We start from the raw sequence: 25,500 nt of genomic DNA on the forward strand, positions 1-25,500 counted from the left end.
CACCACGCGCCGTCCGACACGAAGAACCACGGTTCTACTTCGACAGACCAGAGTTCTCCCTCGACGTCAGGGCAGGTCGCGCTGGTCCGGGCCGACGTACTCGCTCAGCGGGCGGATGAGGGCGTTGGCGGCGCGCTGCTCCATGACGTGCGCCGTCCACCCGACGACGCGCGACGCGACGAACAGCGGCGTGAACATCGGGGTGTCGAAGCCCATGAGGTGGTAGGCCGGACCGGCCGGGTAGTCGAGGTTGGGCAGGATGTTCTTGCGCTCTGTCATCGCGGACTCGAGCGCGGTGTACAGGTCGAGCAGGTCCTGGCGGCCGTAGTGCTCGACGAGGCCGTCGAGCGTCGCGCGCATGGTCGGGACACGGGAGTCGCCGTGCTTGTAGACGCGGTGCCCGAAGCCCATGATCTTGCGCTTGCTCGCGAGCGCGTCGTCGAGCCAGGCCTCGGCGCGGTCGGCCGTGCCGATCTCGGCGAACGTCGCCATGACGGCCTCGTTCGCGCCGCCGTGCAGCGGGCCCTTGAGCGCGCCGACGGCGCCGGTCACGGCGGAGTGCAGGTCGGAGAGCGTCGAGGTGATGACCCGGGCGGCGAACGTCGACGCGTTGAACGAGTGCTCGGCGTACAGCACCATCGACACTTCGAACGCCCGCACGACGGCGGGCTCGGGCTCCTCGCCGAACGTCATCCAGAGGACGTTCTCGGCGTAGGTGAGGTCGTCGCGCGGCTCGACGAGCTGGAGGCCGCGACGGCGGCGCTGGTCGAGCGCGACGACGGCGGGCAGCACGGCCCACAGGCGCAGCGCCTTGGCCTGCTCGGCCTCGGGCGAGGAGTCCTCGGCGTCGGGGTCGTGCGCGCCCAGCTGTGAGATCGCGGTGCGGCACACGTCCATGGGGTGGCACGTCGTCGGGAGCTCGAGGATCGCGTTGCGCACGTTCCCGGGCAGGGCGCGGTGCGCGCGCTCGACGGCGGTCTGCTCGGCGAGCTGCTCGGGCGTCGGGAGCTCGCCGTGCCACAGGAGGTGGGCGACCTCCTCGAAGGTCCGGTGGGCGGCGAGGTCCTGCACCGGGTAGCCGCGGTAGAGGAGCGAGTTCGTGTCGGGGTTGACCTTGGAGATCGACGTGACGTCGACGACGACGCCCGCGAGCCCCTTGCGGATCTCGGGCCCGTCGGTGGTCGCTGCGGTGGAGGTGGTCATGCGGTCACTCCTTCGTGAAGCACGGGACGCGGGTCGTCAGCACTGGGTTCCCCCGGGGTGCCGTCCACGTCTGACAAGTTGTCGAGGCGCCGGGGTTGTCAGCACCACGAGTCACCTGGGCGGCTCGTGGTGCTGACACGGGTCAGGGTCGGTACGTGAAGATCCCCTCGTCGAAGGCGTTGTAGGCGGCGTAGTCGAGGAGCTCGTAGAGCCGGGCGCGCGTCTGCATGCCCTCGACCTGGCCGGCCTGGGTGCCGGTCGAGGCGATCTCGTCGAGCGCGCGTTCGGCCGCGCCCATCGCGACCCGCAGGAGCGTGACGGGGTAGATGATCAACCGCACGCCGGCGTCCCCGAGCTGGCGGCGCGTGAAGAGCTCAGACTTGCCGAACTCGGTCATGTTGGCCAGCACGGGCACGTCCACGGCCGACGCGACGGCCTCGAACTCCGACAGGTCCTTCATGGCCTCCGGGAAGATCGCGTCGGCACCGGCGTCGACGAGCGCCTTGGCACGGTCGATCGCGGCGCGCAGCCCGGCGTCCCCCGGGATCGTGCCGCGCACGTCGGTGCGCGCCATGACGAGGAAGCCCGGGTCGCGGCGCGCGTCGGAGGCCGCCCGGATCCGCTTGGTCGCCTCATCGAGCCCGACGACCTCCTTGCCGTCGAGGTGGCCGCACCGCTTCGGGTTCACCTGGTCCTCGACGTGCGCGCCCGCCACGCCCGCGTCCTCGAGCGTCTGGATCGTGCGCGCGACGTTCATCGGCTCGCCGAACCCCGTGTCCGCGTCGACGAGCGCGGGCAGGTCGGTGACCCGCGCGATCTGCTGCGAGCGACCCGCGACCTCGGTGAGCGTCGTGAGGCCGATGTCCGGGAGCCCGAGGTCCGCGGAGAGCACGGCCCCGGACACGTACACGCCTTCGAAGCCCTTGTCCTGGATCAGGCGCGCGGACAGCGGGTTGAACGCGCCCGGGAGCCGCAGCGGCTCCCCCGTCGTCTCCGCGGCGTCGAGCGCCGCGCGGAACGCGCGCCGCTTGTCCGACGGCGTCACCTGGCTGTACAGCATCACTCGCCCCCCGCGTCCGCCGTGGTGCCCGACGACGTCGCGTCGCCCGGCCCGGCCGTCTCGCCCGCGGCGTCGGGCGCCTCGTGCATGGTGAAGCCCTCGCCCTCGAACTCGGTCTGTGCCGCACCGGCGGCCTCGTCGCGGCCGAGCTCGAACAGCCCGGTCGGCGTCGGGACGGAGTCGAGAAGCCCCGGGCGACCGACGATCGTCAGCTCGCGGACCTCGTCCGCCGTGAGCGACGGGAGCCGCTCCGCCAGCGCGAGGAACCGCTCGATCTCCGCGTCCTCAAGCACGCCGGCGGCGAGGGTGCGGAACTTCTTCACGTACTGCTCGCGGCCGAAGGGCCGCGCCCCGAGCGGGTGCGCGTCGGCGACGGCGATCTCCCGGACGAGCCGACCGCCGTCGGCCAGCTCGACCTCCACGCGCCCGCCGAACGCCTTCTCGGCCGGGTCGGTCGAGTGGTAGCGGCGCGTCCACTCCGGGTCCTCGGCGGTGGTGACCTTGGCCCAGAGCGCGACGGTGTCCGGTCGCCCGGCACGCTCGGGTGCGTACGAGTCGACATGGTGCCAGCCGCCGTCCTGCAGCGCGACCGCGAAGATGTACGGGATCGAGTGGTCGAGCGTCTCGCGCGACGCGGTCGGGTCGTACTTCTGCGGGTCGTTCGCGCCGGAGCCGATGACGTGGTGCGTGTGGTGGCTCGTGTGGATGACGACGCTCGCCACGTTGTCGGGGTCCGCGAGCCACGGGTGCTCGTCGTGCAGCGCCCGGGCGAGGTCGATGAGCGCCTGCGACTGGTACTCCGCGGAGTGCTCCTTGGTGTACGTGTCGAGGATCGCGGTCTTGGGCTCGCCGGGCGCCGGCAGCACGACGTCGTACGCCGCGTCCGGGCCGTCGAGCAGCCACGCGACGACGCCGTCCTCGCCCTCGTAGATCGGCTCGGGCGAGGTCTGGCCGCGCATCGCTCGGTCGACGGCCTCGACCGCGACCTTGCCCGCGAACGCCGGCGCGTGCGCCTTCCACGTGGAGATCTGGCCCTTGCGGGACTGGCGCGTGGCCGTCGTCGTGTGCAGGGCCTGGCCGATCGCCTGGAACACGGTCTCGGTGTCGAGTCCGAGCAGCGTCCCGATGCCCGCGGCGGCCGACGGCCCGAGGTGCGCGACGTGGTCGATCTTGTGCTTGTGCAGGCTGATCGCGCGCACGAGGTCGACCTGGACCTCGTAGCCGGTCGCGATCGCGCGGACGACCGCGGCGCCGTCGGACCCGGCGTGCTGAGCGACCGCGAGGATCGGCGGGATGTTGTCGCCCGGGTGGGAGTACTCGGCGGCGAGGAACGTGTCGTGGAAGTCGAGCTCGCGGACCGCGACGCCGTTCGCCCACGCCGCCCACTCGGGGCTCGTGCGCGTCGCGGGGTCGCAGCCGAACACCGTCGACCCCGGTGAGTACGGGTGCGCGAGCGCCTGCCCGCGCGCCGCGACCGCCGGGCCGCGCGTGAGGCTCGCGGCGGCGACGGCCGCGTTATCGATGACGCGGTTGATCACCATCTCCGTGACCTCGGGCGTCACCTCGACGGGGTCCGTCGCGAGCTCGGCGAGCTTCCACGCGAGCTGGTCGGTGCGGTCGAGCGGCTCGGCGCTCGGGTAGACGCGCAGGTGGTGGGTGTACGGCATCGGGACTGCTCCGCTCTGTCGTCCGGGGTGTCCGGGCTGTCGGGGTGGGTCGGTCGGTCAGGTCGGTCCGTCGGCGCGCAGCGACTGCTCCGCGAGAGCGGCGCTGCGCTCGATGTGGGCGCGCATCGCGGCCTCAGCGGCGTCGGGGTCGCGACGCGCGACGGCGTCGGCGACCGCGCGGTGCTCGTCGACGTGGTCGGTGGTCCCGACCCGGCGACGAGCGGCGAGCGCACGGTAGCGGTCGACGTGGCCGCGGATCTGGCGCAGCAGCGCCGACGCCCAGCGGTTGTCGGCGAGCGCCTCGACCTCGCCGTGGAACTGCGCGCCCACCCGCAGCACCTCGTCCTCGTGGTCGCGCACGGCGTCCATGAGCGAGACGAGCCGCTCGAGCCGGGCGACGTCGTCGGGCGTGGCGCGCTCGCACGCGTCCCGGGCGAGCAGGCCCTCGAGGCGGGCGCGCACGTCGTAGACGCGGCGCGCGTCCGCGACGTCGAGCGGCGCGACGCGCACTCCCCCGGTCGGGAGCTCGACGACGAGCGCCTCGGCCTGGAGCAGGCGCAGCGCCTCACGCACCGGGGTCCGGGAGACGCCGAGCTCGGCGGACAGGACCGGCTCGGTGAGGCGTACGTCGGGCGCAAGTGTGCCGTCGATGATGCGGCCGCGCAGCAGGTCGTAGACCGCCCGGGCGCCGGACTGGCGCCGCGCGAGGCCCGCGTCGCCGGGGACCGTCGTGGCCCGCCCGACGGCGGCGTGCAGGTCCGGCATCGTCGTCACCTCGCCATCGTGGCACATGACTGCGCACTTGTATACAGCGCAGCCTTCGCCCGGCGGCGGGCACTCCGCCCGTCAGCTGCCCGGCGCAGTCACCGGGCGCAACGCGTCGACCACCAGGTCGAGCAGCCTGCGGGTCCCGGCGGTGGACGGGTTCGCCGCCGTCGCCAGGAAGGCCCCGAGCAGGAGCAGGGTGACGTCGTCGGGCTCGACGTCGGACCGCAGCGTGCCCTGCTCCGCCCCGGCGGCAAGGATCGGCCCGACCGCCGCGGTGATGCGCTCGCGCGTGGAGGACGTCGGCAGCTTCCCCTCCGCCAGGCCCGCCCGGAGCGTGTCCAGCATCCCGCGCTTCGCCGCGGTGAACTCGGCGTAGCGCGCGACCCACTCGCGTAGCGCGACCTCCGGGGCGAGCTCGGCGAGCAGGGCCTGCGCGCTGCCCGCGAGGTCGTCGAGCTCGGCGCCGTAGACGGCCTCGACCAGGGCGTCTCGCGTCGGGAAGTGGCGGTAGAGCGTGCCGATCCCGACACCGGCCTCACGCGCGATGCCCTCGAGCGATGCTGCGCTGCCCTCGGACGTCAGGGCGGCCCGTGCCGCGGCGACCAGCTTGTCGCGATTACGGCGCGCGTCAGAGCGCAGGGGCCGGTCCTCCGGGGCAGGTGTGGCCGTACTCATAGCGGAGGATCCTCCGTTTGTGCTAACGTCGATGAAACGGAGCATCCTCCGCTTGCCCATCGTCTCACACGGAACGAGGTCTCGACGATGCACCTGCCCGCCTCTCTCACCTCCCCCACCGAGCACACGGCACGCCGACCGGGCGGCGTCGCCACGCTCGGCGACCGCACCGTCTCGCGCATCGGGTACGGCGCCATGCAGCTCGAGCGTCTGGCCGGCGACCGGCCCGCCGCCGTCGCCCTGATCCGGCGCGCGGTCGAGCGCGGGGTCGACCACGTCGACACCGCGCAGTTCTACGGCGACGGCGTCGTCAACGGCCTGCTCGCCGAGGCGCTGCGGCCCGAGGACGGCGTCGTCGTCGCCAGCAAGATCGGGGCCGACCCGGACCCGGGCGGCCCGTTCCCCATGCGTGTCGCCCAGCGCCCCGAGGAGCTGCGCGCGAGCGTCGAGGTCAACCTGCGCAGCCTCGGTCTCGAGCACATCCCGCTCGTCAACCTGCGCCGCATGGACGGCCGCCAGCGCATCCCCGTCGCCCCCGAGCAGCAGGTCGACCTCGACGACCAGCTCGCGATCATGACGGCGATGCGCGACGAAGGGCTGATCGGGGCGATCGGCCTGAGCAGCGTCACCCTCGAGACCCTGCAGCGTGCGGTCCCCGCCGGGATCGCCTGCGTGCAGAACGACTACAACCTGCTCGCCCGCGACGACGAGCCCCTGGTCGAGCTCTGCGCCGCCGAGGGCATCGCCTGGGTCCCGTTCTTCCCGCTCGGCAGCGCGTTCCCCGGCATGCCGAAGGTCACCGACGAGCCAGCTGTCCAGACCGCCGCCGCGGCCCTCGGTGCCACTCCCGCGCAGGTCGGTCTCGCCTGGCTGCTGCACCATTCGCCGACCACGCTGCTCATCCCCGGCACGGCCAGCATCGCCCACCTCGAGGAGAACCTCGCCGTCGGCGATCTCGTGCTCGACGACGCGACGCTCGCCGCGCTCGACGCCGTCCCGCCGCGCACCGCGACGATCGGCTGACTCTGCCGGCCATCCATCCACCCGGCCCTGAGCCGTTGCCCTGCACCTCGAGACCACCGAAGGACGCCATGTCACTGAATACCGCCGAGCTCGCCCGGACCTACGCCGAGCTGCGAGCCAACCTCGCCCTCACCGGACTCACGACCGACCAGGTCGCCTCCGATCTCGACTGGACCGCCGAACGCCTCGACACCGCGCTCGGCTCGGGCGGCGCCTCCGACCACGTGGACGTCTGGCAGCTGCGCGACTACCTCAAGCGCGCCGTTCGGGACGCCGGGCGTGCGCCGGTGCCGTTCAGCATCCTCACGCCGCGGAACCGCCTCATGGCGCGCATGTGGTTCCGCCTGCGCAAGGCACCGCGCCACGACTTCGCCACCGTCTGACGTCCGACTCGACCCGACCCAACCCGACTCGACCCGACCCGACCCGACCCGACCCGACCCGACCTCGATGATCCTGCGGGTTGTCGCAGGATCGACCGAAAGGCAGTCCCATGCGCGACCCGCGCGACGTCCGCATCCCCACATGGGTGCTTGCGGTCATCCCGATCGTCCTGTTCATCCCCTCGCTCGTGTCCTTCGCCGTCTCCGAGCCCGGCGTGGTGTGGCCGGAGTACACCGGGGTGTTCTTCCACCTCGCCATCCTCCTGCTCATCGCCCGGCTCGACGCGCCGTCGTGGGCCAAGGCCGCCGGCTACGGGTGGATCATCCTTGACGTCCTGACCGGCATCCTGTCGATCAACGGCGTCGCCTACGAGATCACGTGGCCCGTGCGCCTCGGCGGGCACGTCCTCGCCGGCGTCTGGCTCGTCATGGCCTCGCTCTACGCCCGCCAGCGTTCCGTCCAGGTCGTCGGCGTCCTCACCGGGGTCTGGCTCGGCAGCTACTCGTTCATCGCCCCGAACGTCCCGCACTACGTCCTTTACCCCGCGTCACTGCTCATCGTCGTCTGGTTCGTCCTTCTCGCGGTGGTCAACCGGCCAGGCGCCTCTGTCGTCGACGGCGCGCCCGCCGACCCCGAGGTCGCCGGCGCAGCGGCGGGAGAGCCCGTCCGCGTCGAGCGCTGACGCGGAGCGGCGCGACGACGGCGTCCCCCTCGCGCGTCGGGGCGGACGTCGCCGTCACGCAACGGCGCAACGACCGACCGGCTACGGGAGGGTGCGATCGGCGGGCCAGTCGCCGTAGCCGTCGAGGTGCTCGTCGCTGTCGCGGACGTAGTCGTCGACGGGAGTCATGCGCTCGGCCATCTCGAAGTGCCAGTCCACGAGCTCGCCCAGCGGGACGGTCGTGCGCGACGACCGGGCGACGGCGCGCCCCTCCTCGGACCACAGCGGCGGGTAGATGCTCAGGCCCGCATCGAGGGGCACCGAGAGGGTCTCGTCGTACCAGCCGGGCCACCGCACGGGAGCGTAGAACTCGGTGGTCCCGCCGCTCACGGCCCACTCGAGGAAGGCCGCCTGGCCGAAGCCGAGGTCGATCCACGCGAGCGAGTCGGGCGCGAAGTAGTGCACGTTGCCCAGCGGTCCGGCGAGCCCTCCACCGTTGATCGCGAACGTCCCGCCGAGGACGTCGTACGCGACGACGAGCAACGACGGCGCGGCGCTGTCGTCGCCCGGCTCGCCGAGCCCGTTGACCGTCGCGAGGTCGGGCAGCCCCGCGCCGCCGCCGCCGATCAGGCGCAACCAGCCGCCGTCGACGAGCACGCCGCCCGTGTGCAGCGCGAGGGCTCCGAGCGTGGACCGCACCGTGACCTGCAGCCGGAAGAGGACCTCGAGGGACCATGCCGGGGCCGGCACGACCTCCACGCCGGCGCGCCCGAGCATGCGGGCCAGCGTCGGCCACGCGGGATCCTCGACCGCGGCGAGCTCCGCGGCCGTCCTCACTGTCATGGCCGGATCATGCCAGATGTTGCGGGGCACACGGAATCCTGGTATCGGCGTGGAGCGGCAGGATGCCCGGGAGTTCCCCCGATGGCCGGAAAGACCGCTTTGGCAGCGCTCCCAACACACGCCACGGCGAGGTCGTGAAGAGTCGGCGCGCACGGTGCGCAGACCCCTCGCCGGCCGCACCGGACCACCCGGCCCCGCGATAGCGTCACCGCCGTGGACGATGAGCGCGAAGCGGCACCCGCACCCACCCCGACACCCAGGGCGACCACGACACGCGCCGCAGTGCTGGTCCCGGTGCTCGCCGCGGTCGTCGGCGTCGCTCTGGCGACCACCGCGGCGCTCGTCGCGCCCGCGATGCTCCGCGACGCGGGGGCGGCTGACGTCTCTCGCTCCTCGTCCCCGACCGCGGGCTCGGAAGCCGACGCCGACGACCCAGCCCCCTCACGCCCCGACCCGAGCTCGCCGTCCGTCGGCGGCGAGGAGATCGCGGCACGGTTGCGCGCGCTGCCCGGCGTCGCCGACGCCGAGGCGCTGGGCACGTCCGGCGAGGCCGGGCGCGTCACGCTCATCACGCCGCTCCCCTCGCCCGAAGAGGCCCAGCGCACCGCCGACGAGGCGCGCGCAATCGTCCAGGGCGCTCCCGACGGGGCGACGTGGTCGCTGCGGGTCGAGGGCGCCACCACGGCCGGAGCGACGCTCGCGGTCGACGACGGGTTCCATGAGCGCGCGAACCGTGGCGTCGACCCGTCGACCGGCCAGCCGCGACCGGATCTCCTGGGCACGGACGCGGTCGCGGACGCCGTACGCCTCGTCGGCCACGAGCCTGTGCGCACCGTGCACCTCGCGCCGGACTCTGCCTCGGTCGGCGTCCGCGTGGCGACGGACCTGGTGGCGGCCGCGGGGCTCGTGCGCGCGGAAGGTCGTGGGCTGACGAGCCTCGGCCTCGAGGGGTACGGGGTCGGCACCTACGACGGCGACGGCCTCACCGTCCCAGACGACGCCCTGCTCACCCTCGTCGCCGACGCCGCCGTGCAGCCGTCCGTCACGCAGGTCGCCTACGAGGCCGTGCGCGACACCGTCCCGAACGATCCGCTGCTGACCGTCATCACGTCCGCGGACGCGGCGACCGTCGCCCGCTGGCTCGACGGCGTCGCGTACGGCGGGCCGGCGCTCGCCTACCAGGTGCACGGTTCGACCGACGACGGCGCGGCGGCGACCCGGTCCGGGTTCGTCGCAGGCGCCGCGCCCACTGCCGCCGGACGGCCCACCGGAGCGTGCGCCCCCGCCGACCTCACCCTCCGCGCGACCGGGTTCGACGCCGCCCTGGGACGCCGGTTCCTCACCCTCACGGCCCGCAACGACGGCGCCGGCGCGTGCGTGCTCGCGGGCGCCCCGGGCGTGCGGTTCGTCGCGGACGACGGCACCGAGTCGGACGTCCTGCTCGAGCCCGACGAGACGGCTCCGGCGCCCGCGCCGCTCACCCTGGAACCGGGCGGCTCGGCGTGGGCGCAGCTCTCGTGGCGCGGCGGCTCGACCGCCGACGACCCCGCGCTGGTCACGACGCTGCTCGTCGCCCCGCACCCCGGCGACCCGGAGGGGGTCGTCGCCCTCGCCGGGATCCCCGGCGTGAGCCACGGCCTCGACCTGCTCGACGGCGGCACCGCGACGATCGGCCCGTGGGTCGCCGCGGGATGAGCGACTGAGTGCTGGACATCTGTCGCGGAGACGTCGGACGGACGACGAATGCCCAGCACGCAGCAGGAGGTCAGCCGAAGGTCGCGGTGAAGACCTGGACGCCGGGCGGGACGTCGAGCTCGACGAGGCCCTCGGTCGGGCCGTCGCCCTCGAGCACGGGGTAGAGCGTCGGGTTGCCGGAGACGTCGATCTCGCGCTCCGTCGTCCGGCCGTCCGTCGTGACGCGTGCGGTGACGGTGCCCTCGCCGCCCAGGACGGCGAAGACGTCGGTGGACCGGTACGCGAGGCGCACGCGCGCGTCGTCGGACACGGCCGTGGCGCCCTGGAAGTCGACCTCCCACGTGCCGCCGAGGGAGAACGTGTCCCGCGGCTGGTCCTGCGTGAGCGCGAACTCCTGCTCGCCGGCCGCGTAGCGCGGCTCGCCCGCGTAGTTCACCACGCGCTTGATGGAGAAGTACGTCTCGGGCGTGGTCTCGTCCTGCGGCGTGGTGTCGCCGAGAGACGTGGGCTCGGGCAGGGCGACGCCCGGGTTCGCGTCCGCGAGCAGCTCGCGCACGAGCCGCTCGGTGTTCTCGTACCCGCCCTCACCGAAGCGGATGTGCCGCACGGTGCCCTCGGCGTCGACGAGGTACTGGGCGGGCCAGTACCGGTTCCGGTAGGCGGTCCACGTCGCGTAGGAGTTGTCCTGCGCCACGGGGTAGGTCACGCCGAGGTCCCGCGCCCCCGCGACGACGTTGCGCGTCTCGCGCTCGAACGCGAACTCGGGCGTGTGCACGCCGATGACCTCGAACCCCTCCCCCACGTCGCCGTAACGCTCGTACCAGGCGTTGACGTGCGGGATCGCGCGCTGGCAGTTGATGCACGAGTACGTCCAGAAGTCGACGAGGACGACCTTCCCGCGCAGCCCGTCGAGCGACAGCGCAGCGCCGTCCGGGGTGTTGAGCCAGGCGTCGATCCCGCGGATCTCCGGGGCGGGCCCGCAGTCCTCGAGCACGGGCGCGCCGTTGGAGCAGTTCGACAGCTCGCGGTTCTCGTCCGTGACGAGACCGCCGAGGTCGAGCGCCTCGCGGACCGTGTCGTTCTCGTCCACCCGCTGCTGGAGGGCGCCCGTGTAGTCGGGCAGCGCGCGCTGCAGCGCCGCGGGGAGGTTGAGGGCGAGCGCCCCGGCGAGCGCGATCATGACGACGCCGCCGGTGACGCGGATGGCGCGCGTGTGGCGCTGGAATCCCTTGACCCGCTCGGCCACACGGCGGCCCGCGAGGGCGAAGACCAGGAGCGGGATCGCGGCGCCGACGGCGAACGACACCGTGAGCGCGACGGTCCCCGGCCCGATGTTGCCGGTCGCGCCCGCGACCGTGATCGCCGCGAGCACCGGCCCGGCGCACGGCACGTAGAGCACGCCGAGCCCCAGCCCGAGGACGAACGCCCCACGGTCCTGCCGGGCGGCGCCCCGACGCGCACCCAGCGCCGCGATGCGCTGGAACGGTCGCTCGAGGACCTCCTCGAACCGCGGCACGATCATGCCGACGCCGATCGTCGCGAGCAGGACGATGCCCGCCCACCGCAAGAGGTCCTGCGGAAGTCCCAGAGCGGTGAGGAGCAGCGAGCCGAGCAGCGTGAACACGCTGAAGCTCAGCACCAGCCCTGCGATGACGAGGTAGGGCCGCCACGAGCGCCGTGCGCCGTCCGGCCTGCCCGACGACGCACGCCCGGCCCGGTCGACCGTGTCGCCTGCGGCTTCCGGTCCCGTGAGGTCGATCGCGAGCGCGCCGCCGCGCGTCGGGCGCGCGTCCACGGTCCTGCCCCGGCCGCCGGCCGCGACCGCCTGCGGCAGACCCGTGAACAGGGCGGGCGACACGGCGGTCGACTCGGTATCCGACGGGGTGTCGGGCTGACCTGGCGTGCGCGCGCCCTGCACGCCGCCCGCGAAGAAGATGACGGGCAGCATCGGCAGGATGCACGGCGAGATGCCCGTGATGAGGCCGCCGAGCAGGCCGATGAGGATGAGAGTCTCCATGGCCCGGGTTCGGCGCGCAGCGCGCCGCGGATGGGTCGGGGCAGACGACCGGATGTCGCACCCATCCGTCCGGTCGACCGCTCCGAACCACCGTCGAGACGCCTCGCAGACGGTGAGGCGACGACCTCCGAGGAGAGACCGATGAACGCTCGAACCCGCACGTCGTACGCCGTGGCCGGCATCGCCACCCTGGCAGTCCTCGGCCTGACCGCCTGCAGCTCCGACTCGGACACGGGCGCCGACTCGACCACGGCCGACTCGCAGGAGTCGACCGAGGACGCGATGCCCGAGGAGACCGAGGACTCCATGGCCGACGAGACCGAGGGCGCGGAGATGGACCCCGCCGCGAACCTCGTCGGCCCGGGGTGTGCCGCCTACGCGGAGCAGGTGCCTGACGGCGCCGGCTCGATCACCGGCATGTCGACCGACCCGGTCGCGGTCGCGGCGTCGAACAACCCGATGCTCACCCAGCTCACCGCGGCCGTGAGCGGTGGCCTCAACCCGGACGTGAACCTCGTCGACACGCTCAACGGCGACGAGTTCACGGTGTTCGCGCCGGTGGACGACGCGTTCGCGGCGATCGACCCGGCGACGATCGAGTCGCTCAAGACCGATGGCGACACGCTGACCTCGATCCTCACGTACCACGTGGTGCCCGGCCAGCTCACGCCGGACCAGGTCGTCGGCGAGCAGACGACCGTCCAGGGCGGCATGCTCGAGGTCACCGGCGAGGGCGACGAGCTCATGGTGAACGGCGCGAACATCGTCTGCGGCGGCGTCATGACGCAGAACGCGACCGTCTACCTCGTCGACGCGGTGCTCATGCCGACGATGTGACCCTCCCGGTGCGTCAGCGCACCACCGAGCGACCGGCGCCCGGTCCTGGCCTCACCGGCCGGGGCCGGGCGCCGCGCCGTCGGGCGCCCGGCCGCGACGGCCCCGCGCTCAGAGGCCGAGTGCCCGCCAGTCCACACCGACCGGGTGGCCCGCCTCGGTGAAATCCCCGCCGAGCACGTGCGGCGACGACGGCGCCGGCAGGTCGAGCAGCGCGTCCGCCCAGTCCTCGGCGTCGTCCACGGGGTGGTACCCGATCGCCTCGCCCGGCGCCAGGTCCACGACGCGTCGGGTGTTGCGCGAGACGCCCCACACGACATGGTGGCCGGTCGCCGACGTCGTGAGCGCCGCCTCGACGAGCCGGGTCGCGTCGCCGGGCGAGAGCCACGCGGCCAGGTCGAACCGGGCACCCGGTCGCCCGGCCAGGTGCATGATGCGCGCCGAGATCACCGTCATCCCGAACCGGTCGGCGTACAGGCTCCCGAGCGCCTCGAGCGCGGCCTTCCCGACCCCGTAGTAGGTGTCCGGCCGGGGCGCGGGCGTCCCGACGATCGGCACGTCCGTCGGGAGGAAGCCGGTGGCGTGCGCCGAGCTCGCGAGGAGCAGGCGTCCGACCCCGGCTCGGCGGGCCGCCTCGCACACGACACGCGTCCCGTCGACGTTCACCGCGAGGATCTCGGCCCACTCCCTCTCCTGCGGGTGCCCCGCGAGGTGGACGACGAGGTCGGCCCCGGCGCACGCCTGGGTCATCGCCTCGAGGTCCGTCACGTCCGCCGTCACGACGCGCTCCCCCGGCGCCACGTCGCTGGGTTCCACGCGGTCGACCAGCACGAGCCGGTGCCCGGCCGAGACGAGCCCAGGGCGCAGAGCCGAGCCGACGAGTCCTGACGAACCCGTGACGACGATGCGGGCCACGTTGCTCCTGCCGGTCGGGGTGGCCGCGCACCGGGCCGCGACGACTGTAGCGGCGTCAGGCGTCGAGGACCAGGTCAGACGGAGGCCCGGAGCCAGACCAGGGCGGCCGGGTTTCGCGGCCGGCCCTGCACGTCGTCGTCCCTCAGAGCCAGCGGCGCCACTTGAAGATGCCCCACAGCCCGAAGCCGAACCCGGCCATGAGGGCGAGCGCGAACGGGTAGCCCCAGGTCCAGTGCAGCTCGGGCATGTGGTCGAAGTTCATGCCGTAGATGCCCGCGACCAGGGTCGGGGTGAACAGGATGGCCGCCCAGGAGGAGATCTTCTTGACCTGCTCGCCCTGGTCGATGGTCTCCTCGGCGAGGCGGCGGCTCTCCTCGCCCTGGGCGAGGCTGGCGCTCGACATGCGGCGCATGGCGTCGTTCTGCTCGAGCGTGACGAGCGTCGAGTGCACGGTGAGCGCGTTCTCCAGGACGGACCGGATGCCGTCGACCCGTTCGGACACGCGGATCGTGTGGTCGAGCACGTTGCGGAGCCGGTGCTGCACCTCGTCGCCGGTGCCGTACCGGTCGGCGCCGCGGAGCAGCCCGCGGACCATGTCCGGCAGCGGGTCGACCGCGCGCTGCAGCGCGATGACCTGGGACAACAGCTTGTAGATCCGCTTCGACAGCGCAGGGTCGGAGTTGCCCTGGCCGAACAGGCTGTCCTCGACCTGGTCGATGTCGTGCAGCAGCCCGGAGACGACGGGCGCGTAGTCGTCGACGACCACGTCGAGGAACGCGGTGAGCATCGCCTCGGGACCGGTGCCGAGGAACGACGGCTCCGCCTCCAGCGCCTCGCGCGCGGAGGTGAGGTCCGGGGTGGTCCCGTGCCGGACGGTGATGACGAACTGTGGTCCGACGAACAGGTGGACCTCGCCGATGTCGACGCGCTCGGCCCGGTCGTCGTAGCGCGCCGGTCGGAGCACGACGAACACCGTGTCGCCGTAGCGCTCGAGCTTGGCGCGCTGGTGGCCCTTGCGCGCGTCCTCCACGGCGAGCGGGTGCAGCCCGAACCTGACCTCTGCGGTCTCGAGGCCCTGCGGACCGGGGTCCAGCAACCCGATCCAGGCGACGCCGTGGGACTGCTCGAGCTCGTCGGCGGCGTCCTGCAGGTCGGGCGGGCACGGCGTGCGGCGCCCGTCGACGTAGAGGTGGCCGTCGATCGCCGTCATCGGTCCGCCCTCCCGTCCCCGACGTCCGCGTCGACGAGGACGCTCTGCACGGCCGTGCCCGCGAGCGCGACGAGCGTCTCGTGGTCCGCCCCGGCCAGCGTCGGGACGCCGACGACGCCTCGGCCGACCATCAGCCCGACCAGCATCGACGACACGATCCCGGCGCGGAGCGTCGCGTCGTCGACGTCGCGCGTCGCCACGGCGTCGACGAGGAGGCGCTGCTCGAGGAACTCACGCAGCAGATCTTTCGCTTGATCGTTGACGATCGCACCTCGGAGCATCGCCATGAGCGGCGCCGAGCTGCGGGCGTCCTCCTCCCAGATGGCGAGGAAGGCGCGGACCACGCGCTCGCCGAGGCCGCGGTCGGGGCCGTCGAACGCGTCGCTGAAGCGGCTCAGCGCGTCGGCGGGGACGGACATGACGGCGGCGAACAGCTCGTCCTTCGACCGGAAGAACTGCATCACCAGCGACGCGTCGACCCCGGCGTCGGTGGCAACCCGACGGATCGTCGTCGCGGTGAACCCGTCGGTCGCGAACCGGGCGCGGGCGGCGTCGAGGATCGCCTGCCGGGTCGTGCTGGTCCCCGGTCGGCGTCCGCGCCGAGAGGCGGGGGTGGCGTTCGTGTGCGCGGGCATGGCTCGAAACTACCTCTTCGTTCCGCATTTCTCAACGCATGTTGATTTTTACGGGACGCGGTCGTACGGTCGAGAAGCCGGCACAGCCCGTGCCGGAGGCCCACGACGAGGAGCGCACGATGAGCGCAGCCCAGAAGACATACCTGCCGTCCCGCCCGATGACGCCCGAGATCGACCGCTACGGCGTCCTGACCGGGTTCGACCCGGGGACCCGCACGCTGGAGGCGGGGTTCCAGATCGCTCCGCAGTTCAAGCCGTTGCCCGTGGACGTCGTGCTCGACAAGGACGTCCCGGTCACCCTGCGCGACGGCGTGACGATCCACGTCGACGTCTTCCGCCCGGCAGGGTCCGAGCAGGTGCCGGTGATCATGGCGTGGAGCCCGTACGGCAAGGGCCAGGGCACATCCGCCAGCGTGATGGGCGTGTTCGGCCTGGTCGGGCTCGACAACTCGGTCGTGTCCGGGCTGGAGAAGTTCGAGGGCCCCGACCCCGCGTACTGGTGCGCCCACGGATATGCCATCTGCAACCCCGACATCCGCGGTGTCATCGACTCCGACGGCGACAGCGTCCTGTGGGACCGCCAGGAGGGGCGCGACGCCTACGACCTGGTCGAGTGGCTCGCCGTCCAGGACTGGTGCACCGGCAAGGTCGCGATGAGCGGGACCTCCTACCTCGCCGTCTCGCAGTGGTTCACCGCCGCCGAGCAGCCCCCGCACCTCGCCGCGATCAACCCGTGGGAGGGCGTCAGCGACGTCTACCGCGACCTCGTCCTGCGCGGCGGCATGCCTGATCACGGGTTCGCCCGTCAGCTGCGCGACTACAGCTACTGGGGCAACGCCCGCAAGGAGGACATCCTCGCGGAGGTCGACCAGCACCCCCTGATGGACGAGCTGTGGCAGCAGAAGATCCCGGACTTCGACAAGATCACCGTCCCGGCCTACGTCGTCGCCAGCTACTCCAACACCCTGCACACCGCCGGCACCTTCCGGGCCTGGCGCCGCATGGCCTCGCAGGACAAGTGGCTGCGCATCCACAACACCCAGGAGTGGCCCGACTACTGCGACGAGGCGCACGTCGAGGACCTGCGCCGGTTCTTCGACCACGTCCTCCAGGGCGTGGACAACGGCTGGGAGACCACGCCGCGCGTGCGCTACTCCGTGCTCGACCTGGAAGGCGGCGACCAGGTGAACATCCCCGCCGACCAGTTCCCGCCCACTGACGCCACCTCGACCAGGTACTACCTCGACGCCCGCTCCCGCACCCTGTCCACGACCGCGCCGGCCGCGGCGGCGAGCGCGGGCTACGCCGTCGACGGCAGCCCCGACCTGGTGTCCTTCGTGACGCGCTTCGAGGACGAGACCACCCTGGTCGGCTACCCCAAGGCGCGCCTGTTCGTCGAGGCCCAGGGCTCCGACGACATGGACCTGTTCCTCCTCGTGCAGAAGCTCGACCGGTTCGGCACACCCCTGCAGCAGTTCACCGCGCCCAACCACGACGCACGCGTGCACGACGCCACCGAGAACGGCGGCTCGATCCTGCGCTACAAGGGCTCCGACGGCCGCCTGCGGGTCTCGATGCGCCACCTCGACGAGACCCTGTCCACCGACGACGTCCCCGCCCACACCTTCGACCGGGTCGCCACGCTCTCACCCGGCGAGGTCGTCGCCGTCGAGATCGACCTGCTCCCCGTCGGCCTCGCGTTCCACCCCGGCGAGCAGCTCCGCCTCGTCATCAGCGGACGTTCCCTGCTCGGCACGATGATGCCCGGCATCCGCGAGTACACCTCCCCCGTGAACGCGGGCCAGCACGTCGTGCACACCGGCGGCGACCACGCGTCCTACCTCCAGCTGCCCGTCCAGGCGGCGTGACAGCCCGCCGGCCCCGCCTCAGCGTCCCGCGCGAGGCGGGCCGGAACCCGGGCCTCGCACACACGTCCTCTCCGGCGTCGTCGCCGGTCAGAGCCACGACCTCGCGGCTGTCCACGGACGGTGATCGTCAGGAACGGGTGGGCGTCGCGCGTCGTCGGACGACGACCGCGTTGTCCGTGACGGGTGCTCGCTGCCCGTCGGGGCCGGTGGCGGTGCGTCGGGGTGCGTCGCACTGCAGGGTGTCCCAGTGGTCGTCCAGCTCGAGGGATGCCAGTGTCTGATCGGGTGCGGGGAACTGCACGTCCTGGCCGGCCTGCCAGGACCAGGGTGCGACCGAGGCGTGCTCGACGACGATCAGCAGGCCCCCCGGAGCGACGGCCCGTGCGGCCCTGCGCAGAGTCTGCTCGCGCGAGATCTCGAGCGGGGTGTGGAAGTAGCAGGCGCTGACCAGGTCGAAGGTCCCGTCGGGAAACGTCTGGGTGAGGTCGTGCCGGCTCGTGCTGACACGGTCGGCCAGCCCGGAGGATGCGGCGGCTGCGTCGACCCGCGCCAGGGCGGTGGCCGAGACGTCCACCGCCGTGACGTGCCAGCCTCGCGACGCCAGCCAGAGCGCGTCGCCGCCGTGCCCGCAGCCCAGGTCCAGCGCTGTGCCGGACGAGTCCGTGTGCGCGGTCACGAGGTCGACCAGGAGATCGTTCGGCGTCGTACCCCACCCGGCGTCGAGGCGCACGTAGTGGTCTTCCCAGAAGCTCTCGGAGTCGGAGGGAGATCCGGAGGGCGTGGTCATGGTCGTCGTCCTTTCGGCGGATGGTCAGGAGGCGGAGTCGGCCGGGGTGTACCGCGGTCGGAGGACGCGCACGGCGACGAGGGCGAGGGCGAACAGGACCGCGCTCGCGAGGAACGCGACGCGGTAGCCGTGCACCATCGCATCCTGCCCGACCACGTCCGCGGTCGCGCCCTCGCTCGTCCGGAGGTAGCCGGCGAGCGCGGCGACGTAGAGGGTGTTGAGCAGTGCCGGGCCGAGCGCGCCCCCGACCTGCTGGGTGGTGCTGATCATGGCGCTCGCCACCCCGACGTCGGACGGCGCGACCCGCGACAGTGCGGCGTTGGGCAGCGCGACGAAGAAGAGCCCCAGGCCCAGCCCGGTCAGGATCATCGCGGGCAGGACCACCTCGGCGTACCCGCCGGCGGGCTCGATCCGGGTCAGCCAGAGCGTGCCGACCAGTGCCACGGCCACACCCGCCACCATGAGCGATCGCGGCCCGCTCCGGGGCACGAGCCGCACCCCGAGGGGCGCCGCGACGACGATGCCGGCGCTGAACGGCAGGAACGCGAGCCCTGCCTGCAGCGGCTGGTAGCCGAGGATGACCTGGAGCTCGTAGGTCAGGAACAGCATCAGACCGAACATTCCCGCCCCGACCAGCAGCGAGGCGAGCAGCGCGCCGCCTCGCTCGCGGTCGAGCACCACCCGGAGCGGCAGCAACGGGGAAGCCGACCGGTGCTCGACGAGGACGAAGACGCCGAGCAGGACCAGGCCGACGACCAGGAGGATCCAGGTCGCCGGCGCCCCCCATCCCGACTCGGCCGCCTGGGTGAAGCCCCACACCAGGGCTACCAGGCTCGCCGTCACGGTGATCGCGCCGGCGACGTCGTAGCGCCGGACCCCCTCGGCGCGGCTCTCCTGGATCGTCGGCAGCGCCGCCAGTGCGGCCCCCAGGGCCAGCGGGACGTTGACGAACAGGCACCAGCGCCAGCCCACGTACTCGGTCAGCACCCCACCCGCGATGAGCCCGATCGCCCCGCCGGCGCCCTGCAGCGCGCCGTAGACGCCGAACGCCTTGGCCCGCTCGCGCGGATCGGTGAAGGTGACCGCGATCAGCGAGAGCGCAGCGGGCGCCAGCAGCGCAGCGAACACTCCCTGCAGGGCGCGTCCGGCGAACAGGGTCGCCGCGTTCGGCGCGATGCCGGCGACCATGGAGGCCGCGGCGAACCCGATCAGGCCGATCAGGAAGACGCGCTTGCGGCCGACGAGGTCGACCACGCGCCCGCCCAGGAGCAGCAGCCCGCCGAAGGCGAGCGCGTACGACGTCACCGCCCATGCCGCTGCACATCACTGATGTGCAGGTCTGCCTGGGCGTGGGGAAGCGCGATGTTGATGACGGAGGCGTCCAGCACCACCATCAGCGTGGCGACGGAGATCACCACCAGGGCCAGCCAGCGGCGTGGGTCCAGGGCAGCCGAGTCGACCTCGGAGCGGGTGGTCTGGGTCGTCATGACAAGCAGTCCTCGATGGATCAGCAGAAGCGGGCGGCCGGGCGGCCTCCGATAGAGGCACGACCTTGGCAGCATGCGCGGCGCCGTGCCGAGAGCGCAAGCAAAGTTGCCGTCTTGGCATACTGGTCGACATGGCGACCTCACACCAGGACCGGCTGGAGGCCGTAGGTCCACGGCTGCGCGAGCTGCGGCGGCGTCGCGGCCTCACGCTGGCCGCACTCGCCGAGCGGACCGGGATCAACGAGAGCACGCTCTCGCGCCTCGAGGGCGGCACCCGCAAGCCGACCCTCGAGATGCTCCTGCCGCTCGCCGAGGTGTACGCGGTGCCGCTCGACGTCCTCGTCGGCGCGCCGCGCACCGGTGATCCCCGGATCCACCTGCGGCCGGTCACCCGGGACGGGCTGACCTACGTGCCGCTCAGCACCCCCGGCGGGGTCCAGGCCCACAAGCTGCTCATCCCGCCACGGCCCGGCGGCGAGCCGGAGCTCAAGACCCACGCCGGCTTCGAGTGGGTCTACGTCCTCGCCGGCAGGCTGCGCCTGGTCCTCGCTGACGACGACCTCGTCCTCAAGCCCGGCGAAGCCGCGGAGTTCGACACCCACGTCCCGCACTGGCTCGGCCCCGACGACGAGCGCACCGTCGAGCTCCTCGTCCTGTTCGGTCGACAGGGCGAACGTGCCCACCTCCGAGCCCGCACCACCCGACGCCCGACGACGTCGTAGCGAGTCAGCCGCGCGAGCCGCCGATCCCGAGGTGGTCCCGCAGCCGGGTCCTCGCCCCCTGTGCCCCGAGGGACCGGTCGACCCTCCGGTCCAGGTCGCGGACGATGCGGCTGTCCGTCAGGCGGCGGCCCAGAGCCAGAGCAGGGCGCCCAGGTTGGCGGCCGCCGTCGCGGCGGGACCGATCGTCTTGAGCCGGTCCCGGGCGACGCCGCCGACGACGGCGTCCGCGGCCTGGACGATCACCATCGCGAGGGCGACCGCGACGAGGAACGGCGTCGAGCCGACCACGAGCGCGGCGAACGCCACGACGGCCAGCGCCACGCTCCGGGCGCACGCGTACATCGACGCGGTGCGGTCGACGTCCCCGGCCGCACGGAGCCCGGCGATCGAGTAGCCGAGACTGACGGCGGCGCTGATCGCGGTCACGACGGCGCAGACCCAGAACGCGAGAGGCATGCGGCACAGCGTAGCGGCGCCGACCGCGGCCCTGACCTCCAGCGCACCCGCCGGTCCGCGGGACCGCCGCGGGCCGGCGTCAGGTGCTCAGGACGACGATCGGGTCGCTGGTCGGCTGCTCGGACCCGCCCTCGGGCTCGACCGTCACGGCGACACCGACGCCGGGGACGTCCTGGACGAGCTCCTCGACCGTGCCGTCGCGCTCGGCGAGGACACCCGCCGGGACGACTCCGCCGTCGGACCCGACGACCCACAGCTGGTAGTCCTCGTCGTCCGCCGTGCCGGGCAGCCCGGTCGCACGGAACAGGAAGTCGTCGCCCGCGAGCAGCACGGACGCCTCGCCGCCGCCCGCGACCTCGTCCCGCACGATGGTCGCCGTCGGGTCGGACAGCATCTCGGCGACCGCCTCTGCCTGGGCCTCGAGACGCGCCTGCTCCTGCGTCGCGCGGACCGCGACCGTCGTCGGGACGGCGACCGCGACGACCGCGGCGGCCGCCGCGGCGACGAGGCCCCAGCGGCGCGGCGCACGGGCGGACGACGTCGCGCCCGCCGAGGACGAGGACGCCCGCCCGCCGCCGAAGCTCGACGGCTCGCGCTGCGAGGACCCGTGCTGCGGCGTCTCGGCGACACGTGCGAGGACCGCCTCGCGCACCTGCACCGGTGGCGCGGCGTCCGCCGCGAAGGCCGCGACGACGTCGCGGTACTCGTCGAGCGCCCGGCGCGCGTCGGCGTCGGTCTCGAGCAGGCGCTCGACCGCCCGACGCTCCAGGTCGTCCACGGCGTCGAGCGCGTAGACGGGCAGGAGGTCCCACGCGTCCGTCTTCCGCTCGCGCGTCTCGTCAGCCACGGCGCACCCCCAGGCAGTCGCGCAGGCGGAGGAGACCGTCGCGGATGCGAGACTTCACGGTCGGCAGACCGGCGTCCAGGCGCTCGGCGACCTCCCGGTACGTCAGCCCGCCGTAGTACGCCTGCACGACGGCCTCGCGCTGCGTCGCGGTGAGCGAGTCGAGACAGCGTCGGACGGCGGCCCCCTCGAGCCGCTGCTCGACCTCCTCGACGACGGCGTCGCGCCGGGTCGTCGTCGTCTGCCCGTCGACGTCGCGCTGGTCGCGGACGCGGCGCGACTGCTCCGAGCGCACGCGGTCGACCGCGCGGCGCCGGGCGAGGGTCACGACCCACGTGCGCGCGGACCCGCGGGAGGCGTCGAACCGTGCCGCCGTCTGCCACACCTCGACCATCACCTCCTGGGTCACCTCCGCCGCGTGGTCCGGGTCCCGGAGGACGCCGAGCGCCGTGCCGTACACGGCGGGCGCGAGCGCATCGTAGACAGGGGCGAACGCCGACGGTTCGCCGCCGGCGCACGCGGTCAGCGCGGCGTCGACGACGCCCGGCGGGGTCGTCCTCGCGGGTGGTGGCACGCGCCCAGTCTGCCGCACACCTGCAGCCGAGGTTCGTCACGCGGGCCGTTGCGGATGGGTCGACCCGGTCCCCTGCGGTCAGTGCGCCGCGTTCACCGCGGCGAGCGCGCTGCTCTGGCACCCGGTGCCGGTGTCCCCCGGCGCCGGCCCGGACCAGGAGAAACCGTACTGGTCGAAGGCGTTGCGCGCGTTCGCGTACGCCGTGCTCGCCTGGTGGTCGAGGTACTGCTCGTACGGCCGGTCGGGCAGGACCCGGTCGAGCTCGACGAGGCCGCGGACCGCTCCCGCCTTGAACGACGCGCCGTCGTTGCGGCACGTGTCCCAACCCTCGGCCGGGTCCCGCAGCACGCCCGCCGAGGTGGTGAGCCCGCCACCGGGGCGGGTCATCGCGTCCGCGGTGCGCCGTGCCTGGTCGAGCAGCGCGCCGTCGCCCGTCGCCTCGTACAGCTCGACGAGGCCGGAGACCAGCACGCCCTGGTTGTAGGTGAACGTCGCGCCACCCGGCGTGCACCCGTTCGCCGAGAGCCCGTCGACGACGAGCCCGTCCGAGCGGATCAGCCCGGTCCCGCGGAACCAGTCCCACTCGGCCTGAGCGCGCGCGAGGTACGTCGAGTCGCCCGGGAGACGGTTGTGCAGCGAGGCGTTGACCTGCAGGTAGAGCACGTTCGCGATGGACGCCTTGTTGACCCGGTCCGTCTTCCAGTAGACGCCGCCCCCGCACGCGCCGTCCCAGTACGCGTGCATGTGGTCGGCCGCGACCCGGGCCGTGTCCAGGTAGCGCTGCTCGCCCGTGAGGTCGTAGGCGTCGAGCCACACCATGGCCCACCAGCCCGTGTCGTCGATGTACTCGTTGCGGAACTGGCCCTCGTGCTCCCCGTCCGTGCGGTTCACGTTGCGGTCGTAGGTGCGTCCCAACGCGTACCGGTAGCTGCCCATCCCGGTGACGCGGGCGTTCTCGATGACGGCCGAGAGCGCGGGCGCCGACGTCCACCAGTCGTGGCCGTTGAAGAGCCCGGTGTCGACGTCGTAGGTCGCCATCATCGCGGTCGCCGCCGCCGTCGCGCGGTTCCCCGCGTTCCACGTGGTGCGGGCCCACGGCGTGCACGCGATCGCGCCGGTGTCCGTGGCGCGCCCGCAGGCGCGCAACGCCCCGACGCCGAGGTTCGCCCAGTCGTCGTTGTTGTACATCTGGGTGCGCCACCCGGCGCCGCCGGCCGGGACCGACGTCGCGCCGAGCAGGCCGTCCCAGGTCTTCCCGCCGTCGAACGACCGGTCGAGCCATACCTCGTCGCCGCCCCGGCCGCCGTCGATCGACGCCCACCCCATCGGGTCCGCGTCGCTCAGGTGCAGGACGACGGTCCGCCCGGACACCGTGGCGCTCACCGGCGTCCGGTCCCCGCTCGCGAGCGCCGGGTCGCGCGCGTCGCAGTGGAGGTTGCAGACGGGCGCCGCCGCGGCGGGTGCCGCGGTGGCGACCACGCCCACCACCCCGAGCGGCACCGTCAGCCCGAGGGCGGCGAGCACCGCGACAGGTCCGCGCCGGCGGGCCCCCCTCGGTGCTCCGTCGGGGGTCGTGCTGTGGACCGTCGTGCGGGACGTGCCGTTCACGGGACTCACCTCGTCGTGTCGATCCGCGGACCGTCGGCAGCGCTGCCGGACGTCGGCACCAGACTGCCCGCCGACAGCGCTGTCCGCAAGGGTGTGACGCCCAGCAACGTGCCGTCGGACCACAGGACCGCGCTCGGGCTCAGCGCTCCCGGCGCATCCGCACGGCCCCGGCGAGCTCGCGCAGCAGGCCGGCCGTGGTCTCCCAGTCGATGCACGCGTCAGTGACCGACTGCCCGTACACGAGCCCGCTCGGCGCGGGCTTCTGCGCGCCCGCGACGAGGAAGCTCTCCATCATGAGGCCCGTGATCCCCTGCTCGCCGTCGGCGAGGCGCGCCGAGAGCTCGCGCACCACCTCCGCCTGGCGCACGTGGCTCTTGCCGGAGTTGCCGTGCGACGCGTCGACGACCAGCCCGTGCTCGGCGACCCCGCCGAGACCCGACGTGCGCGCGACGGCGAGCGCCGCCGCGACGTCGTCGGCCCCGTAGTTGGGGCCGGACCGCCCGCCGCGCAGGATGACGTGGCAGTCGGGGTTGCCCGCGGTCTCGACGGCGGCGGCCCGCCCGAGGGAGTCCATGCCGAAGAACGTGTGCTCGCTCGCGGCGGTGATGCAGCCGTCGACGGCGATCTGCACGTCACCGTCGGTCGCGTTCTTGAACCCTATCGGCATCGACAGGCCGGACGCGAGCTGGCGGTGCACCTGCGACTCGGCGTTGCGCGCGCCGATCGCGCCCCACGACACGGCGTCGGCGATGTACTGCGGGCTCGTGGGCTCGAGGAACTCGCACGCCGCGGGCACGCCCGCGTCGAGGACGCCGAGCAGCACCTCGCGCGCGAGGCGCAGGCCGTGGTGCACGTCGTGCGACCCGTCGAGGTGCGGGTCGTTGATGAGGCCCTTCCACCCGACCGTCGTGCGGGGTTTCTCGAAGTACACGCGCATGACGATCATCAGGTCGTCCGACAGGTCACGTGCGAGTGCGCCGAGCCTGCCCGCGTAGTCGAGCGCGGCGTCGGGGTCGTGCACGGAGCACGGGCCGACGATGACGAGCAGGCGGTCGTCGTCGCCCGCGAGGACGTCGCGGACCTCGCGGCGCGAGGTCATGACGAGGTCGCTGCGCGTCGCGCCGAGCGGCAGGTCGGCGAGCATCGCACGCGGGGCGGGGAGCGCGTCGAGCGCACGCACCCGCAGGTCGCTCGTGCGCGCCTGCAGCTCCGGGCTGTCCACGGGGTCGACGGTACTCGTCACGTCGTCCGACGACGCGTCGGGCGACACCGCGAGCGACGGCGTGGACGTCGCGCGTCCGGGCGGGGTGGTCGTGCTGGTCACGGGAGGCTCCTGGTTCGTGCGGCGGGGTTCTCGGTCCGTCGTCCGACGGAAGCCCTCACCGGCCTGCTGCCGCCCGTGATCCCCGGAGCGGCCCGTCTCACGACGAAGGGCCCGGACGCGGTCGCGTCCAAGGCCCTGTGCTGGCTCCGGGTGGAAGTGGTCAGGCGAGCGCCCGCACGGCTCCACCGGGAGCCTGCGTAAAGCGCCGATACCACTGAGAAGTCACGAGGGGACCGTAGC

The 25,500-nt window shown here is 73.2% G+C and carries 24 protein-coding genes and 1 pseudogene; 7 read left to right on the forward strand and 18 right to left on the reverse strand.

What is annotated here, in order from left to right:
- Positions 1–66 precede the first annotated feature (66 nt).
- The 5 genes and pseudogenes from AC4H2H_RS14715 to AC4H2H_RS14735 all read right to left on the reverse strand — a co-directional run bounded on the left by AC4H2H_RS14715 (position 67) and on the right by AC4H2H_RS14735 (position 5,373).
- Positions 67–1,203 (reverse strand): bifunctional 2-methylcitrate synthase/citrate synthase, encoded by a 1,137-nt coding sequence (locus AC4H2H_RS14715; protein WP_494371560.1) that lies wholly within the window; start codon positions 1,201–1,203, stop codon positions 67–69.
- A 142-nt stretch (positions 1,204–1,345) separates the two neighbouring features.
- The gene (prpB, locus tag AC4H2H_RS14720) at positions 1,346–2,263 is read right to left on the reverse strand and encodes a methylisocitrate lyase (RefSeq protein ID WP_494371561.1); all 918 of its coding nucleotides are present in this window, start codon (positions 2,261–2,263) and stop codon (positions 1,346–1,348) included.
- 152 nt (positions 2,264–2,415) lie between these two features.
- Positions 2,416–3,930: pseudogene (locus AC4H2H_RS14725) on the reverse strand (MmgE/PrpD family protein); the annotation flags it as partial.
- A gap of 57 nt (positions 3,931–3,987) precedes the next feature.
- Positions 3,988–4,695, reverse strand: a complete 708-nt coding sequence (locus AC4H2H_RS14730) for a GntR family transcriptional regulator (protein WP_494371617.1) — start codon at positions 4,693–4,695, stop codon at positions 3,988–3,990.
- 81 nt (positions 4,696–4,776) lie between these two features.
- Positions 4,777–5,373: a TetR/AcrR family transcriptional regulator gene (locus AC4H2H_RS14735; protein WP_494371562.1), complete on the reverse strand. Its 597-nt coding sequence runs from the start codon at positions 5,371–5,373 to the stop codon at positions 4,777–4,779.
- A gap of 87 nt (positions 5,374–5,460) precedes the next feature.
- On the opposite strand from AC4H2H_RS14735, the gene AC4H2H_RS14740 reads away from it, so the two are divergent.
- The 3 genes from AC4H2H_RS14740 (at position 5,461) to AC4H2H_RS14750 (ending at position 7,462) form a co-directional block, all read left to right on the forward strand.
- On the forward strand, positions 5,461–6,396 hold the full coding sequence (locus AC4H2H_RS14740) for an aldo/keto reductase (protein WP_494371563.1): 936 nt from the start codon (positions 5,461–5,463) through the stop codon (positions 6,394–6,396).
- A 68-nt stretch (positions 6,397–6,464) separates the two neighbouring features.
- Positions 6,465–6,779, forward strand: coding sequence for a DUF2316 family protein (locus AC4H2H_RS14745; protein WP_494371564.1), 315 nt, complete (start codon positions 6,465–6,467; stop codon positions 6,777–6,779).
- A gap of 110 nt (positions 6,780–6,889) precedes the next feature.
- Positions 6,890–7,462: a hypothetical protein gene (locus tag AC4H2H_RS14750; RefSeq protein ID WP_494371565.1), complete on the forward strand. Its 573-nt coding sequence runs from the start codon at positions 6,890–6,892 to the stop codon at positions 7,460–7,462.
- An 81-nt stretch (positions 7,463–7,543) separates the two neighbouring features.
- Here AC4H2H_RS14750 and AC4H2H_RS14755 read toward each other — a convergent pair whose 3' ends face one another.
- Entirely contained in the window at positions 7,544–8,284 is a 741-nt protein-coding gene (locus AC4H2H_RS14755; protein WP_494371566.1) for a DUF2625 family protein, read from the reverse strand.
- A gap of 213 nt (positions 8,285–8,497) precedes the next feature.
- On the opposite strand from AC4H2H_RS14755, the gene AC4H2H_RS14760 reads away from it, so the two are divergent.
- Positions 8,498–9,979, forward strand: coding sequence for a DUF4232 domain-containing protein (locus AC4H2H_RS14760; protein ID WP_494371567.1), 1,482 nt, complete (start codon positions 8,498–8,500; stop codon positions 9,977–9,979).
- A 70-nt stretch (positions 9,980–10,049) separates the two neighbouring features.
- Here AC4H2H_RS14760 and AC4H2H_RS14765 read toward each other — a convergent pair whose 3' ends face one another.
- Positions 10,050–11,996 carry a cytochrome c biogenesis protein DipZ gene (locus tag AC4H2H_RS14765; protein ID WP_494371568.1) on the reverse strand — a complete coding sequence of 649 codons (1,947 nt, stop codon included), beginning with the start codon at positions 11,994–11,996 and terminating at the stop codon, positions 10,050–10,052.
- Between the two features lie 141 nt (positions 11,997–12,137).
- On the opposite strand from AC4H2H_RS14765, the gene AC4H2H_RS14770 reads away from it, so the two are divergent.
- Positions 12,138–12,833, forward strand: a complete 696-nt coding sequence (locus AC4H2H_RS14770) for a fasciclin domain-containing protein (RefSeq protein WP_494371569.1) — start codon at positions 12,138–12,140, stop codon at positions 12,831–12,833.
- 108 nt (positions 12,834–12,941) lie between these two features.
- Here AC4H2H_RS14770 and AC4H2H_RS14775 read toward each other — a convergent pair whose 3' ends face one another.
- The 3 genes from AC4H2H_RS14775 to AC4H2H_RS14785 all read right to left on the reverse strand — a co-directional run bounded on the left by AC4H2H_RS14775 (position 12,942) and on the right by AC4H2H_RS14785 (position 15,590).
- Positions 12,942–13,745: an NAD-dependent epimerase/dehydratase family protein gene (locus AC4H2H_RS14775; protein ID WP_494371570.1), complete on the reverse strand. Its 804-nt coding sequence runs from the start codon at positions 13,743–13,745 to the stop codon at positions 12,942–12,944.
- A 142-nt stretch (positions 13,746–13,887) separates the two neighbouring features.
- On the reverse strand, positions 13,888–14,955 hold the full coding sequence (locus AC4H2H_RS14780) for a magnesium and cobalt transport protein CorA (RefSeq protein WP_494371571.1): 1,068 nt from the start codon (positions 14,953–14,955) through the stop codon (positions 13,888–13,890).
- Positions 14,952–15,590 carry a TetR/AcrR family transcriptional regulator gene (locus AC4H2H_RS14785; protein WP_494371572.1) on the reverse strand — a complete coding sequence of 213 codons (639 nt, stop codon included), beginning with the start codon at positions 15,588–15,590 and terminating at the stop codon, positions 14,952–14,954. Before AC4H2H_RS14785 ends, AC4H2H_RS14780 begins: the two co-directional genes overlap by 4 nt.
- Before the next feature lie 119 nt (positions 15,591–15,709).
- On the opposite strand from AC4H2H_RS14785, the gene AC4H2H_RS14790 reads away from it, so the two are divergent.
- A complete protein-coding gene (locus AC4H2H_RS14790) occupies positions 15,710–17,458 on the forward strand; it encodes a CocE/NonD family hydrolase (protein WP_494371573.1) in 1,749 nt (582 codons plus the stop codon).
- A 127-nt stretch (positions 17,459–17,585) separates the two neighbouring features.
- Here the strand turns inward: AC4H2H_RS14790 and AC4H2H_RS14795 are convergent, their stop codons facing one another.
- The 3 genes from AC4H2H_RS14795 to AC4H2H_RS14805 are packed head-to-tail and all read right to left on the reverse strand — an operon-like array spanning position 17,586 to position 19,732.
- Positions 17,586–18,245: a class I SAM-dependent methyltransferase gene (locus AC4H2H_RS14795; RefSeq protein ID WP_494371574.1), complete on the reverse strand. Its 660-nt coding sequence runs from the start codon at positions 18,243–18,245 to the stop codon at positions 17,586–17,588.
- 24 nt (positions 18,246–18,269) lie between these two features.
- Positions 18,270–19,550 (reverse strand): MFS transporter, encoded by a 1,281-nt coding sequence (locus AC4H2H_RS14800; RefSeq protein WP_494371575.1) that lies wholly within the window; start codon positions 19,548–19,550, stop codon positions 18,270–18,272.
- Complete coding sequence (locus AC4H2H_RS14805; RefSeq protein ID WP_494371576.1) at positions 19,547–19,732, reverse strand: hypothetical protein; 186 nt, start codon at positions 19,730–19,732, stop codon at positions 19,547–19,549. Before AC4H2H_RS14805 ends, AC4H2H_RS14800 begins: the two co-directional genes overlap by 4 nt.
- Positions 19,733–19,863: 131 nt before the next feature.
- On the opposite strand from AC4H2H_RS14805, the gene AC4H2H_RS14810 reads away from it, so the two are divergent.
- Entirely contained in the window at positions 19,864–20,454 is a 591-nt protein-coding gene (locus AC4H2H_RS14810) for a helix-turn-helix domain-containing protein (RefSeq protein ID WP_494371577.1), read from the forward strand.
- 117 nt (positions 20,455–20,571) lie between these two features.
- Here the strand turns inward: AC4H2H_RS14810 and AC4H2H_RS14815 are convergent, their stop codons facing one another.
- The 5 genes from AC4H2H_RS14815 to AC4H2H_RS14835 form a co-directional block, all read right to left on the reverse strand.
- Positions 20,572–20,910: a hypothetical protein gene (locus tag AC4H2H_RS14815; RefSeq protein WP_494371578.1), complete on the reverse strand. Its 339-nt coding sequence runs from the start codon at positions 20,908–20,910 to the stop codon at positions 20,572–20,574.
- Positions 20,911–20,989: 79 nt separating this feature from the next.
- Complete coding sequence (locus AC4H2H_RS14820) at positions 20,990–21,757, reverse strand: anti-sigma factor (protein ID WP_494371579.1); 768 nt, start codon at positions 21,755–21,757, stop codon at positions 20,990–20,992.
- Positions 21,750–22,328, reverse strand: a complete 579-nt coding sequence (sigK, locus tag AC4H2H_RS14825) for an ECF RNA polymerase sigma factor SigK (RefSeq protein ID WP_494371580.1) — start codon at positions 22,326–22,328, stop codon at positions 21,750–21,752. Before sigK ends, AC4H2H_RS14820 begins: the two co-directional genes overlap by 8 nt.
- A 78-nt stretch (positions 22,329–22,406) precedes the next feature.
- A complete protein-coding gene (locus AC4H2H_RS14830) occupies positions 22,407–23,936 on the reverse strand; it encodes a glycoside hydrolase family 76 protein (RefSeq protein ID WP_494371581.1) in 1,530 nt (509 codons plus the stop codon).
- Positions 23,937–24,075: 139 nt separating this feature from the next.
- Positions 24,076–25,179: a 3-deoxy-7-phosphoheptulonate synthase gene (locus AC4H2H_RS14835; protein ID WP_494371618.1), complete on the reverse strand. Its 1,104-nt coding sequence runs from the start codon at positions 25,177–25,179 to the stop codon at positions 24,076–24,078.
- Between the last annotated feature and the right edge of the window lie 321 nt (positions 25,180–25,500).

Source organism: Cellulosimicrobium sp. BMG9.22, from assembly GCF_059159975.1.

Coding starts and splice junctions, on each gene's coding strand:
- AC4H2H_RS14715 (WP_494371560.1), bottom strand. CDS start 1,203: ATGACCACCTCCACCGCAGCGACCACCGACGGGCCCGAGATCCGCAAG.
- prpB (WP_494371561.1), bottom strand. CDS start 2,263: ATGCTGTACAGCCAGGTGACGCCGTCGGACAAGCGGCGCGCGTTCCGC.
- AC4H2H_RS14730 (WP_494371617.1), bottom strand. CDS start 4,695: ATGCCGGACCTGCACGCCGCCGTCGGGCGGGCCACGACGGTCCCCGGC.
- AC4H2H_RS14735 (WP_494371562.1), bottom strand. CDS start 5,373: ATGAGTACGGCCACACCTGCCCCGGAGGACCGGCCCCTGCGCTCTGAC.
- AC4H2H_RS14740 (WP_494371563.1), top strand. CDS start 5,461: ATGCACCTGCCCGCCTCTCTCACCTCCCCCACCGAGCACACGGCACGC.
- AC4H2H_RS14745 (WP_494371564.1), top strand. CDS start 6,465: ATGTCACTGAATACCGCCGAGCTCGCCCGGACCTACGCCGAGCTGCGA.
- AC4H2H_RS14750 (WP_494371565.1), top strand. CDS start 6,890: ATGCGCGACCCGCGCGACGTCCGCATCCCCACATGGGTGCTTGCGGTC.
- AC4H2H_RS14755 (WP_494371566.1), bottom strand. CDS start 8,284: ATGACAGTGAGGACGGCCGCGGAGCTCGCCGCGGTCGAGGATCCCGCG.
- AC4H2H_RS14765 (WP_494371568.1), bottom strand. CDS start 11,996: ATGGAGACTCTCATCCTCATCGGCCTGCTCGGCGGCCTCATCACGGGC.
- AC4H2H_RS14770 (WP_494371569.1), top strand. CDS start 12,138: ATGAACGCTCGAACCCGCACGTCGTACGCCGTGGCCGGCATCGCCACC.
- AC4H2H_RS14780 (WP_494371571.1), bottom strand. CDS start 14,955: ATGACGGCGATCGACGGCCACCTCTACGTCGACGGGCGCCGCACGCCG.
- AC4H2H_RS14785 (WP_494371572.1), bottom strand. CDS start 15,590: ATGCCCGCGCACACGAACGCCACCCCCGCCTCTCGGCGCGGACGCCGA.
- AC4H2H_RS14790 (WP_494371573.1), top strand. CDS start 15,710: ATGAGCGCAGCCCAGAAGACATACCTGCCGTCCCGCCCGATGACGCCC.
- AC4H2H_RS14795 (WP_494371574.1), bottom strand. CDS start 18,245: ATGACCACGCCCTCCGGATCTCCCTCCGACTCCGAGAGCTTCTGGGAA.
- AC4H2H_RS14805 (WP_494371576.1), bottom strand. CDS start 19,732: ATGACGACCCAGACCACCCGCTCCGAGGTCGACTCGGCTGCCCTGGAC.
- AC4H2H_RS14810 (WP_494371577.1), top strand. CDS start 19,864: ATGGCGACCTCACACCAGGACCGGCTGGAGGCCGTAGGTCCACGGCTG.
- AC4H2H_RS14815 (WP_494371578.1), bottom strand. CDS start 20,910: ATGCCTCTCGCGTTCTGGGTCTGCGCCGTCGTGACCGCGATCAGCGCC.